Consider the following 12,341-nt stretch of genomic DNA (forward strand, 5'->3'; position numbering starts at 1 on the left):
GTTTATTTAAAATCCTTCAAAAACACCTAAACCAAATAAAGCAAAGTCATATTTTACAGGATCATTTCTATCTATTTTTCTTAAAGAAGTATCTAATTCTTTTAAGGCTTTTGCATCATTTTGCTTTCTGGTTAGCAAACCTAATTTTCGAGCAACATTTCCAGAATGAACATCTAAAGGACATGAAAGTTGAGCAGGAGAGAGGCTTTTCCAAATTCCAAAATCAACTCCAGATTTATCATTTCTAACCATCCATCTTAAAAACATATTTATTCTTTTTGCTGCTGAACCTTTTAAAGGATCTGAAATATGCTTTTCAGTTCTTTGTAAATGTGGTTTTTCAAAAAATACTTCTTTTAATTTATGAATTGCTGGTTGCGTAGAATTACTAGTTGTATGTATTGAAAATAATTCTTCTAAACCTCCACATTCTAAATAGATATGTTTTAGGCCAGTTATAAAATATTTTAAATCTTCTGAATTAAAAGTTCTATGCACAAAACCATCTAATGAATCTAAATGATATTCTTTGTGATTCATCACAAAATCATATGGTGAATTGCCCATAAGCTCCATCATTTTAGTAGCATTTTTTATAATCATTTTTCTATTCCCCCAAGCAATTGTGGCTGTTAAAAAACCTGAAATTTCAATATCTTCTTTTAAATTAAATTTATGTGGAATTTGAATAGGATCACTTTCAATAAACTTTGGATGATTATATTCCAAAACTTTTGCATCTAAAAAATCTTTGAGTTCTAATTTATTCAAACTATTAATTTTTCAATTTTTTTAATAATAGTGGTTGGTTTTTCTTGAAAATTAAACCAGTTTATAGAAGTGTCTTTTTTATTCCAAGTTACTTGTCGTTTAGCAAAACGGCGTGTGTTCTTTTTTATTTCATCTATAGCAAAATCCAAAGTATATACTTCATCTAAATAATCGAAGATTTCTTTATAACCAACGGTTTGTAAAGCATTTAATTTTTTGTATTGGTGTAGTTTTTTAGCTTCTTTAACTAAACCTTCTTTTATCATAATATCTACTCTCTTATTAATCCGTTGGTACATAATTTCTCGTGGAGCTTCTAATCCAACTTTTATAGGAATAAAATTTCGTTTTTGTTTAGTTTGTTTTTTAAATGAAGAATATGGCTTACCCGTTCCAATGCAAATTTCTAAGGCTCTAACTATACGGTGTGGATTATCAATAGCCAAGGTATTATAACTATCAATATCTAACTCTTTTAATTGATTTTGTAATTTAGCTAGATTACCATTTTCTACTTCCTTATTTAATTTTGTTCGTATTTCAGGATCTACTTCTGGAAAATAACTTAAACCATTAATTACAGCATTGGTGTATAAACCGCTTCCACCAACCATTACCACAATATTATGTTTTTTATATAATTCTTCTAATTTTAATAAGGCATCTTTCTCAAATTGACCTACACTATAATCATCAAAAATACTTCGGTTTTGAATAAAATGGTGAGGAACAGCCATTAATTCTTCTTTAGAAGGAACAGCTGTTCCAATACTCATTTCTTTATAAAACTGTCGAGAATCAGAAGATATGATTTCAGCTTTAAAGTATTTTGCTATTTCAATACTTAAATTAGTTTTTCCTATAGCAGTAGCTCCAACAATGGTAATTAAATAATTATTCATGGTTAAGTTTTTCTCCGCACTTATTACAATATATTGCGTTGTCTAAATGTTTGTCATGTAAACAATTAGGACAAGTTTGTGTATTGGTATGAATAACATCTTGTTTGGTCATTTCAGAAGTAACAATTCCAGTTGGTACTGCAATAATTCCATAACCTAAAATCATAACCATACTAGCAATTAATTGACCAACTGGAGTATGAGGAGAAATATCTCCATAACCTACTGTAGTTAGCGTTACAATAGCCCAATACATACTGTAAGGAATACTTGTAAATCCATTTTTAGGACCTTCAATAATGTACATTATTGTTCCTAAAATTATTGTAAGTACTAAAACGCTAAATAAAAATACTGCAATTTTAATTTTACTAGCTTTTAATGCTGTCATTAATTTATTGGAAGCACCTAAATAACGTGCTAATTTTAATATTCTAAAAACTCTTAAAAGTCTAAGCGCCCTTAGAGCAACAAGGGCATGAGTTCCGATAAAAAAAATAGAAATATATTTTGGTATGGTAGCTAAAAAATCAATAATACCGTAAAAGCTAAAAATATATTTAGTAGGTTTTTGAATACAAATAATTCTAGCAAAATATTCTAAACTGAAAAGTATAGTAATAATCCATTCGGCAATGTTTAAAAAATTGTGATAATTAGCGTCAATGCTATTAACACTTTCTAGCATTACAATAATAATACTTGCTATAATTACTAAAATTAAAATAATATCAAACCATTTACCAGCTTTAGTATCTGCTTCATAAATAATTTCATAAAGTTTAGACTTCCAGTTTTTATTTGATTTTAATGTATTCAAATTGTATAGAAAATATATTTATTTACTAAAATAGTAGATTTATTTTAATTAGTACTTGTGATATTAGATTTAGATGATGATATAACAATAGGTGTTTTTTCTGTATTAATAATTAATTTATATAATTCCTTTAATGAATAATATTCATAATTATAAAAAATAGGCTTATTGATAGAAAAAGTACTGTTTAGTGTTACCCTTTTATTATCGTGATTTTTAGTGATTAAGTTAAAGCTTCCACCATTTTTTTGAAGTTTATATGCTACAGATTTTGGCAGAGATTTTATTTTAAAATTCTCAGGGAGTTCTAAAGAAAAATTAACGACAGCTTTTTTAGGATATCCGTAATCAACAGGGTATAATCTGTTTTCTTGTTTAAAAGGATTTTTTTTAACTACTATATCAAAAAATGGATGTAAAAATATTGTTTGTAAATTTGAATCGGAATCTATAGCTATATCATAATTTTCAACAATAGGTTTGTCAATATCTTTTTGGTTTAGTAATTTATAATCTAAAACTTCTAGATTATCAAAAGAGCTTTCAAAATTTGAGAGAACATCGTCTTCAGTTTTAGTGAGTAAGTCTTTTCGTTTATCAATTGCATCATACCCAAAATATACTTTTCTTAATTTTCCAGTAATATTACCTTCATTATCTAATTTTAAACTAACATTTAATTGTGTTTTTGAAGTATTATTAGGTTTTATATCCATCCAATAACTAGGATTTTTAAAATCCATAACTCTACCTGAACCATTTAAACATCTAAATGGCAATATTCCAAAAGGAATTAGTTTATCCGTAGCATCTAGTAAATAATAAGTGTCATTAATATTAACTTTTGCAATTATGTAATTAAAATCAGTAATTACAGGATGAATCTTTGTTGGAAAACCATTTTCTCTAGTTGAAAGCAATACTAATTCTGCATTTAAACCAGCAGATTTAAGAGCATTAATTAATGAAATATTTATTTCACCAACCGATCCAATTTTTATTTCGAAGGCTTTTTTAACATTACTACCTTTAAAAATACTATATTTTTTATTCCAAGTATAGTGGTTTTGTATAAATGTATAAATTGCTTTTGCCTTTTCTAAATCAGAATTTAAGGAACTAATTTTTTTAGGTAGTTTATCCTTAAAAAATTTAGTTTTTTTGAATTGACCACCAATATCTCTGTCATGCTTAAATTCTTTATCAACCGCGCCCCAAGTACTAGTATATTTGATATTTGATCCATCAAACCATCTTAGTTCTGACAACTCAAATTTAATTTTTGAAATGAAATTATCTTCATTAGTCATATAATCTTCTTTCTCAAATGCAGGAATATCTCTCATCTCATAAGTTAATTTCTCGCAGTCTGAATCTCCCATATATGGAGGAACATGAAAACATTTCTTTTTAACAGATGCTAAATTTTTAGTTAATTTTAAATAGCCATTTAATTTTCTGTTATAAACGTAATTTCCAGGTATTAAAGCTTTATATAGGCTAACTTTACTAGGAATAGAAGATTGAAAATACCAACCTGTTAAGTTAAATTTAAAAGGAGATTCTAAAGTGTATTCATATTCAATAACACTACCTTTTTTCAAGTTTGGCAACGTAAAACTAACTTCACTCCAATTTTCATTAATTTTTTTTCTATAAATATTACCTTTTAGGAGATGACTAATTGTTGAGCCATTATGCGTTTCAGCTTTAATAGATAATACCTCTTCATTTTCAGATTTATTATTATATATAGGAATTTTTTCTGTTCCATATTTATATCCTTCAGCATTAAATATTTTAATTTTTTTGTAAAATTTCGTTTGAATAATAATTCTGTTGTTTTTAACCTTAAAAGTGGTATTACCATAATCAAATAAAACTAATGCGTTTGCAGTTGTATCTTTGTCGTATTTAGTTAAATTAAGTTCTTCATTTGTAACTTTTCCAAAAGTGTAATCACTTTGTTTTTGTGCAAAGATATTTATGGTAAACAGTGTAAATAGGATAGCAATTTTTTTCATTTTTTTTCATTTTAATTTATTAAAAGCGTATTAATTTTTCTACATTATTTTTTTGTAAGTATTTTTTTATAATATTTCGGTTAAGCATACTATTTTCCATAGGTGATAGTAAGCTATGTAATATTTCTAAATTATTTAATTGATAATTTAAATCGGTAAAACAGAAGCCTTTTACTTGATTATTTTCAATAAGTAAAACTGATTTTTCTCCAACATCTCGCCCTTTTTCTACAATTAAAAAATTATCATTATTAAAGTTTACATCTTTTAAATGATTTTTTCTTACAAAGTTGTATTTGGGTTTGTTAATTTTTAATTCTTCTGCAAACTTTAATTGTGCAATTAGTTCGTTTCCAGTGTCTTCATAAGATATTGAAGTTGCTTTATTTTGAATTTCTTTTGCTTTTTTTGAAGTGCGTAAAAATAATTGATTTACAGATTTTTTTATATTTTTTCCTTTGCCTATGTATAAAATATTACTAGAACAGTTATGAATATAAAATAATCCAGTTCTATGAGGTAAATCATCTAAAAGACTTTGTAATTTAGGTGCTAATTTTTTTGTGTTTGTTCTTTTTATAGATTTTTTTACAATTTCTTTATCTACGTCTTTATTTAATAACAATTTAAATAATTGAACAGTTGCCATTGCATCTCCATCAGCTCTATGACGACTTGAAATTGGAATTGCCAACGAGTGGCATAAATTTCCTAATTTATAGGAAGGTAAGTCTGGAATTAATTTTTTACTTAATTCAACCGTACAAAGAGTTTGCTTTTCGTAATCGTACCCAAGCCTTTTAAATTCTGTAGTTAAAATTCTATTATCAAAATTTGCGTTATGAGCTACCAAAGTACAGTTATCCGTAATTTCAATAATTCGTTTTGCTATTTCAAAAAACTTAGGAGCATTTTTTAACATAGCATTATTTATACCTGTTAATTTAACTACAAATGGTTGAATTTCTCGTTCAGGATTAACTAAACTAATGAATTGATCAACTACTTGGTGTCCATCAAATTTATATATAGCTATTTCCGTAATACCTTCTTCATTGTACTTTCCACCAGTAGTTTCTATGTCTAAAATAGCATACATTAATTATAATTTCTTATTCCAAAAATTGCGCTTCCAACTCTAATCATTGTACTTCCTTCGGCTATAGCAATTTTATAATCACCACTCATTCCCATAGATAAAATAGTTGGGTTAAAATTAGTGCTAATGTGTTTTTTTGAGGATTCGAATTGATTTTTTAAAGCTTTAAACTCTGCATGAATAATTGATTCATCGTTTGTAAAACTTGCCATCCCCATGAATCCTTGAATGTTAATGTTTTTTAATTCTTTTAATTCGGAAGAAGTAAGAATTTGCTCTAATTCATCAAATGAAAGTCCAAATTTTGTGTCTTCACTTGCAATTTTTAATTCTAATAAACAATTAATAGTGCGGTTATGCTTTATTGCCTGTTTATTTATTTCTTTTAAAGTTTTAAAATCAGCTACGCCATGTATTAAATGAACAAAGCTAGCCATATATTTTACTTTATTACGCTGTAAATGTCCAATCATATGCCATTCAATATCTTTTGGAAGTTGTTCAAATTTACCAACCATTTCTTGAATTTTATTTTCACCAAATGCTCTTTGACCTGCATTATAAGCTTCTAAAATATCAGCAATAGGTTTAGTTTTTGAAACGGCTATTAATTGGACATTTATAGGTAATGTACTTTGTATGGTATGTAAATTATTTTGTATACTCAATACAATTAATCTAATTTATTTATTACTAATCCAGATCGTAATTTTGGTTCAAACCAAGTTACTTTTGGGGGCATTATATTATTAGTATCTGCAATATTCATTAGCTGTTTCATGCTAACTGGAAATAAAGCAAAAGCAACTGCCATATCACCATTATCTACACGTTTACTTAATTCACCTAAACCTCTAATTCCACCAATAAATTCTATTCTAGTATCTGTTCTTAAATCTTTAATATTTAAAACAGGTTCTAATATAAACTTAGATAAAACACTTACATCTAAACTATCAATAGGATTATTATCATTGTACGTATTAGATTTAGCGGTTAAACCATACCATTTTCCATTTAAATACATAGAAAAGTTGTGTAATTTTGTTGGTTTTAAAATGGATTCACTAACTTCTGAAATAGAAAAGTTTTCTTCAATTTTATTTAAGAAATCTTCATTACTTAAACCATTTAAATCTTTTACAACTCTATTATAATCAATTATTTGTAGTTGATCATCTGGAAAATGAACAGCCATAAAATAGTTATAAGGCTCATTACCAGTATGATTTGGGTTTGCTTTTTTGAATTCTTCACTCATACCAGCAGCAGCAGCAGTTCTATGATGCCCATCAGCTACATATGTAAAAGGAACTTTTTCTTCAAAAAGTTTTTCTAAAGTTGCATTAGTTTCAGGATTTTCAATTACCCAAAAATGATGACCAAAACCATCTTCTGCAGTAAAATCGTATTCTGGATCTTTTGTGTTTACTATATTTTCAACAATAGCATCAATTTCAGGAACAGCTCTATATGTAAAAAATACGGGTTCAATATTTGCTTTTAAATATCGTGTAAGAACTTTTCTATCTTCCTCTTTATCCGGACGAGTTAATTCGTGTTTTTTTATAATGCCATCTATATAATCTTGACAAGCTGCAGCTCCCACAATTCCGTATTGTGTTTTGCCATTCATAGTTTGCGCATAAATGTAATAATGTGCTTCGCTATCTTGAACTAAAATTCCTTTATTTTGAAAGTCGTTAAAATTATCTTTAGCTTTAATATAAACTTTTTCCTCATGTGGATCTGTGCCTAATTCAAATTCAATTTCAGCACGAGTTATATGAAGTAAAGATGCATTTTTGCCTTCAGCCATTTTGGTAGCTTCTTCAGAATTCATTACATCGTAAGGCAAACTTGCTACTTCTTCTATAATATCTTTTGGAGGACGAAGTCCTTTAAAAGGTTTAATAATTGCCATGTTTTGGGTTTTAATTAAGTTGTTTTAAAATTTTAAGCTATTTCTTCAAAAATAGAAATTATTTGAGTTGCTAATTCTGTTCCAATACGTTCTTGTGCTTCACTAGTAGCTGCTCCAATATGAGGTGTTAATGATAATTTTTCATTCATTAACAATTGAATTTCAGGTTTTGGTTCATTTTCGTAAACATCTAAAGCTGCGTTGGCAACTTTACCATTTTCAATAGCTTTTACTAGAGCTACTTCATTTATTACACCTCCACGTGCAGCATTTACTATGCATACACCATCTTTCATCATTTCAAATTCAGGAGTATCAATAATATAATCTTTTTGAGCTGGAACATGTAATGAAATAAAATCAGCTTCTTTTAAAACTTCTTCTTTAGAAATAGTATTTATATTAAAAAATATAGATTGGTGATCGTAAAAATTAAGTTCTAAATTTACAGCATCTAAAAATGGGTCATAAGCTACAACTCTCATTCCTAAACCTAAAGCTACTTTTGCAGTTGCTTGACCAATTCTACCAAATCCAATAATACCAATAGTTTTTCCTTTTAATTCAACTCCTTTTGCAAAAGATTTTTTTAAATCTTTAAATTTTGAGTCTCCTTCTAAAGGCATTTGACGGTTAGATTCATGTAAAAAGCGAACCATACCTAATAAATGAGCAAAAACAAGTTCGGCTACTGAATGAGAAGAAGCCGCAGGAGTATTTATAACTTTTATACCTTTTTGTTTTGCATATTCAACATCAATATTATCCATACCAACACCGCCACGTCCAATTATTTTTAAACCGGGACAGTTATCTATAATATCTTTTCTAACTTTTGTTGCACTTCTTACTAATAAAACTGAAATATCATTTTCATTTATATAATCAATAAGATTTTCTTGGGCTACGGTTTTTAATTCTACTTCAAAACCAGCTTCTTTAAGTGCTATTACACCACTAGTTGCTATTCCATCGTTTGCTAATACTTTCATAATACAGTTTTATTAATTTTAAGAGATTTGTTTTTCAAATTCTTGCATAGCATCTACTAAAACTTGAACGCTTTCAATTGGCATTGCGTTGTAAATACTTGCTCTATATCCACCAACAGAACGGTGACCTTTAATTCCTACAATACCTGCAGCATTCCAAATTTTATCAAAGGTTTCTTTATGTGCTTCATCGGTTAAATTAAAAGTTACGTTCATTAAAGATCTATCTTCTTTATTGGCGTAACCTTTAAATAGTGGATTTCTATCAATTTCAGCATATAATAAAGCAGCTTTAGCTTCATTTATTTTTTCAATTTCAGGAATTCCACCTAAATTTTTCAGCCATTCTAAAGTTAGCATAGATACATAAACTGCGTAAACAGAAGGAGTATTAAACATACTATCTTTACTAATATGAACTTGGTAATCAAGCATAGAAGGAATATCACGACCGGTTTTTCCTAAAATTTCATCTTTAACAATAACTAGAGTAGTTCCTGCGGGACCCATATTTTTTTGAGCTCCTGCATAAATCAAATCAAATTTTGAGAAATCTAATTGACGTGAAAAAATATCGGAACTCATATCACAAACTAACAAACTATCTGTTTTTGGAAAACTTTTAATTTGAGTTCCAAAAATAGTGTTGTTGGATGTACAATGGAAAAAATCTGTATTAGATGGAACTTCATAATTTTTAGGAATATAATTATATCCTTTATCTTTAGAAGACGCTACTAGTTCAATTTCACCTAATTTTTTAGCTTCTTTAATTGCTTTTGAACTCCAAGTACCAGTATCTAAATAAGCTGCTTTACCATCAACTTTTAATAGGTTGTATGCACTCATTAAAAACTCTAAACTTGCTCCACCTTGTAAAAATAGTACGGAATAGCCTTCAGGAAGGTTTAATAATTCTTTTACTAAACTCCGTGCATTTTCCATTACCTCAACAAAATCTTTACTTCTGTGAGATATTTCAATTAAGGATAAATTTAAATTGTTAAAATTTAAAATTGCATCGGATGCTTTTTTTAAAACTTCTTGTGGTAAAATACAAGGACCTGCGCTGAAATTATGTTTTTTCATTTGGTTTAAATATGAAATTTATGAATACCACAAATTTCGGAAAAAAAGTAGGATTACTTGTTATAATTTGCGTAAAAAAACATTAAAAATTTAATAAAAATTCTATTGTATCAACATCATCGGCATAATCCCATAATTTTGGATGTTGAGTTTGCCCAAAATAAACGGAATTGGATTGTTTTAGATTGCTAACTATACATTGTATTTTATCCTTTTCTTGAGCTAATCTGTTTTGTAAATTTGGTAATGATGTATAGTATTCATAAAATAAAGTCCCAATTGGTGAGCCATAATTAGCGTCTTCTTTAAGCATAAAAAAACCATTTTCTAAAAACTTAAATTGACTCATTAAATAAATGGCTTTATTATAATCGTAATTGTTTTCGTACTTTTTATATTCTATAATATTTTTATACTTGTATAAAGCATTAAAGAGTAAATCGAAATTATAATCTTTTGGAACAAATATTTTAGAAACACTTCTGCAGCCTAAACCAAAATATTGAAAAATATCTTCTCCTAAATATTCTAGTTCTTCTTTGGTTTCATTACCTGTTAAAATAGCAATTGAATTTCTGTTTTTTCGAATAATATTTGGTTTATTTTTAAAGTAGAATTCAAAATATCTGGCTGTATTATTACTGCCAGTTGCGATAACTGCATCAAATTGTTTTAATTTTTTATCGGTAAATACAATTTTATCTTTAAAATAATTGTTTTCATATTCTAAAAACTTTGCTATTAAAGGTAAAAAATATTTATCATTTGAAGAAAGCTTAGCAATAACTTTATGCCCGCTTATTAATACAGATAAAAAGTCGTGAAAACCAACTAGTGGAATATTACCTGCTAAAATTAAGGCAACTATTTTGGGTTCTGCGTTAAAATTGTAATTAGATGTCCAAGTAGTTAAATTTTCATAAGTTAAAGCATTCGCCCAATTTTCTATTGCTTTCAATACATTTTCCTTTGTAAACCAACCATTGCTTTCGTAAGCTCTTTCAATTTGCATTTTAAAAGCATCAAAAAATAGTATGTTATTTTCAGATTCTTCAAATTTTTCAATTTTAGAAGTTGTAAATTGCTTAAAGAAGTTACCTAGTTTAACAAAGGATTGAATTCGTTCCTCTAAATTCATCGTAATTTTAATTTTATATTTGCAAAAATAATCTAAATAATAATGTATGGCAATAATAATAACCGATGAATGTATAAATTGTGGTGCTTGTGAATCGGAATGTCCAAATAACGCCATTTATGAGCCATCGGAAAATTGGAAATTATCAGAAGGAACTTATTTAACAGGAGTTGTTGTATTGCCAAATGGGAAAAAGTTAAAAGCAGAAGAAGATCAAGAGCCGGTAGAGGATGATTATTTTTATATTGTTTCGGATAAATGTACTGAATGTAAAGGGTTTTTCAATGAGCCACAGTGCGCAGCAGTTTGTCCTGTAGATTGTTGTGTGCCTGATGAAAATCATATAGAATCGGAAGAAGAATTATTGACGAAAAAAAGATTTTTATATAATGAAGATTAAATTTTAATTTCTTTTAAAAACCAATTAACCTAACTTATTTTATATTAAAAGGAAATACTATATTTGCACCGCTAAAAAATAATATATGAAAGCTGGAATTGTAGGATTACCAAACGTTGGAAAATCAACCTTATTTAACTGTTTATCAAACGCAAAAGCGCAAAGTGCAAACTTTCCATTCTGTACTATTGAACCAAATATTGGAGTAGTAAATGTACCAGATAATAGATTAGCTGTATTAGAAAAATTGGTTAACCCTGAACGAGTTTTGCCCGCAACTGTTGATATTGTTGATATTGCAGGTTTAGTTCGTGGCGCTAGTAAAGGAGAAGGATTAGGAAATCAATTTTTAGGAAATATTAGAGAAACAGATGCTATTATTCACGTTTTACGTTGTTTTGAAAATGATAATATAGTTCATGTAGATACTACTATTGATCCAGTTAGAGATAAAGAAACTATTGATTTTGAATTGCAGTTAAAAGATTTAGAATCGCTTGATAAAAAATTAGAAAGAGTTAAAAAAACTGCACGAACAGGTAATAAAGAAGCTCAAAAAGAATTAGAAGTTCTAGAAAAAGTGAAAACAGGTTTAGAATCTGCTATTTCAGTAAGAGCAATTGAGCTTACTGAAAAAGAAAGAGAAGAATACGTAAAGCCTTTACAATTACTTACGGATAAACCAGTATTATATGTTTGTAATGTAGATGAAAAATCTGCGGTAAGCGGAAATAAATTTGTAGATGCCGTTAAGGATTCTATTAAAAATGAAAATGCTGAAATTATAGTGTTAGCAGTAGCTACAGAAGCAGATATAAACGAATTAGAATCTTTTGAAGAACGTCAATTGTTTTTAGAAGATTTAGGCTTAGAAGAAGCAGGTGCATCTGTTTTAATTAGAGCAGCATATAAATTATTAAATCAACAAACCTATTTTACTGCTGGAGTTAAAGAAGTTAGAGCTTGGACCATTAATATTGGAGATACAGCTCCACAAGCAGCAGGAGTTATCCATACAGATTTTGAAAAAGGATTTATTAGAGCCGAAGTTATAGCTTATAATGATTTTGTTCATTATGGAAGTGAAGCCAAAGTTAAAGAAGCTGGTAAAATGAGAGTGGAAGGTAAAGAATATGTGGTTAAAGATGGAGATGTTATGCATTTTAGATTTAACGTTTAACG

At 27.9% G+C, this 12,341-nt stretch carries 12 protein-coding genes; 2 read left to right on the forward strand and 10 right to left on the reverse strand.

The window, feature by feature from the left end; translation table 11 throughout:
- Positions 1-6: 6 nt before the first annotated feature.
- From R3342_RS00470 to R3342_RS00515, 10 genes are all read right to left on the reverse strand, one after another.
- Positions 7-771 (reverse strand): TIGR02757 family protein, encoded by a 765-nt coding sequence (locus R3342_RS00470; RefSeq protein WP_318937582.1) that lies wholly within the window; start codon positions 769-771, stop codon positions 7-9.
- Positions 768-1,673, reverse strand: a complete 906-nt coding sequence (miaA, locus tag R3342_RS00475) for a tRNA (adenosine(37)-N6)-dimethylallyltransferase MiaA (RefSeq protein ID WP_318937584.1) — start codon at positions 1,671-1,673, stop codon at positions 768-770. Before miaA ends, R3342_RS00470 begins: the two co-directional genes overlap by 4 nt.
- Positions 1,666-2,493: an ion transporter gene (locus tag R3342_RS00480; protein ID WP_318937586.1), complete on the reverse strand. Its 828-nt coding sequence runs from the start codon at positions 2,491-2,493 to the stop codon at positions 1,666-1,668. Before R3342_RS00480 ends, miaA begins: the two co-directional genes overlap by 8 nt.
- Positions 2,494-2,537: 44 nt before the next feature.
- Positions 2,538-4,517 (reverse strand): hypothetical protein, encoded by a 1,980-nt coding sequence (locus R3342_RS00485; protein ID WP_318937588.1) that lies wholly within the window; start codon positions 4,515-4,517, stop codon positions 2,538-2,540.
- A 19-nt stretch (positions 4,518-4,536) separates the two neighbouring features.
- Positions 4,537-5,616: an exonuclease domain-containing protein gene (locus tag R3342_RS00490; protein WP_318937589.1), complete on the reverse strand. Its 1,080-nt coding sequence runs from the start codon at positions 5,614-5,616 to the stop codon at positions 4,537-4,539.
- The gene (locus R3342_RS00495) at positions 5,616-6,284 is read right to left on the reverse strand and encodes a YggS family pyridoxal phosphate-dependent enzyme (RefSeq protein WP_318937590.1); all 669 of its coding nucleotides are present in this window, start codon (positions 6,282-6,284) and stop codon (positions 5,616-5,618) included. The genes R3342_RS00490 and R3342_RS00495 overlap by 1 nt, the downstream gene beginning before the upstream one ends.
- 5 nt (positions 6,285-6,289) lie before the next feature.
- Positions 6,290-7,540 carry a DUF1015 domain-containing protein gene (locus tag R3342_RS00500; protein ID WP_318937592.1) on the reverse strand — a complete coding sequence of 417 codons (1,251 nt, stop codon included), beginning with the start codon at positions 7,538-7,540 and terminating at the stop codon, positions 6,290-6,292.
- A 32-nt stretch (positions 7,541-7,572) separates the two neighbouring features.
- A complete protein-coding gene (locus R3342_RS00505) occupies positions 7,573-8,532 on the reverse strand; it encodes a D-2-hydroxyacid dehydrogenase (protein WP_318937594.1) in 960 nt (319 codons plus the stop codon).
- An 18-nt stretch (positions 8,533-8,550) separates the two neighbouring features.
- Positions 8,551-9,621: a 3-phosphoserine/phosphohydroxythreonine transaminase gene (gene serC, locus R3342_RS00510; protein WP_318937595.1), complete on the reverse strand. Its 1,071-nt coding sequence runs from the start codon at positions 9,619-9,621 to the stop codon at positions 8,551-8,553.
- Between the two features lie 82 nt (positions 9,622-9,703).
- Positions 9,704-10,759, reverse strand: coding sequence for an acyl-CoA reductase (locus tag R3342_RS00515; protein WP_318937598.1), 1,056 nt, complete (start codon positions 10,757-10,759; stop codon positions 9,704-9,706).
- Between the two features lie 46 nt (positions 10,760-10,805).
- Between R3342_RS00515 and R3342_RS00520 the strand changes: the two genes are divergently transcribed.
- Together R3342_RS00520 and ychF are read left to right on the forward strand one after the other, a co-directional pair.
- Positions 10,806-11,159 (forward strand): 4Fe-4S dicluster domain-containing protein, encoded by a 354-nt coding sequence (locus R3342_RS00520; RefSeq protein WP_318937600.1) that lies wholly within the window; start codon positions 10,806-10,808, stop codon positions 11,157-11,159.
- An 85-nt stretch (positions 11,160-11,244) separates the two neighbouring features.
- Positions 11,245-12,339: a redox-regulated ATPase YchF gene (gene ychF / locus R3342_RS00525; RefSeq protein WP_318937601.1), complete on the forward strand. Its 1,095-nt coding sequence runs from the start codon at positions 11,245-11,247 to the stop codon at positions 12,337-12,339.
- Positions 12,340-12,341 lie beyond the last annotated feature (2 nt).

The sequence above is a fragment of the Lutibacter sp. genome (assembly GCF_033723435.1).
In the GTDB taxonomy this organism is placed as follows: Bacteria; Bacteroidota; Bacteroidia; order Flavobacteriales; family Flavobacteriaceae; genus Lutibacter.

Bases quoted from the DNA above. Each gene is read 5' to 3' on its own strand.
- R3342_RS00485 (WP_318937588.1), bottom strand. From the start codon at position 4,517: ATGAAAAAAATTGCTATCCTATTTACACTGTTTACCATAAATATCTTT.
- R3342_RS00490 (WP_318937589.1), bottom strand. From the start codon at position 5,616: ATGTATGCTATTTTAGACATAGAAACTACTGGTGGAAAGTACAATGAA.
- ychF (WP_318937601.1), top strand. From the start codon at position 11,245: ATGAAAGCTGGAATTGTAGGATTACCAAACGTTGGAAAATCAACCTTA.
- R3342_RS00505 (WP_318937594.1), bottom strand. From the start codon at position 8,532: ATGAAAGTATTAGCAAACGATGGAATAGCAACTAGTGGTGTAATAGCA.
- serC (WP_318937595.1), bottom strand. From the start codon at position 9,621: ATGAAAAAACATAATTTCAGCGCAGGTCCTTGTATTTTACCACAAGAA.
- R3342_RS00500 (WP_318937592.1), bottom strand. From the start codon at position 7,540: ATGGCAATTATTAAACCTTTTAAAGGACTTCGTCCTCCAAAAGATATT.
- R3342_RS00515 (WP_318937598.1), bottom strand. From the start codon at position 10,759: ATGAATTTAGAGGAACGAATTCAATCCTTTGTTAAACTAGGTAACTTC.
- R3342_RS00520 (WP_318937600.1), top strand. From the start codon at position 10,806: ATGGCAATAATAATAACCGATGAATGTATAAATTGTGGTGCTTGTGAA.
- miaA (WP_318937584.1), bottom strand. From the start codon at position 1,673: ATGAATAATTATTTAATTACCATTGTTGGAGCTACTGCTATAGGAAAA.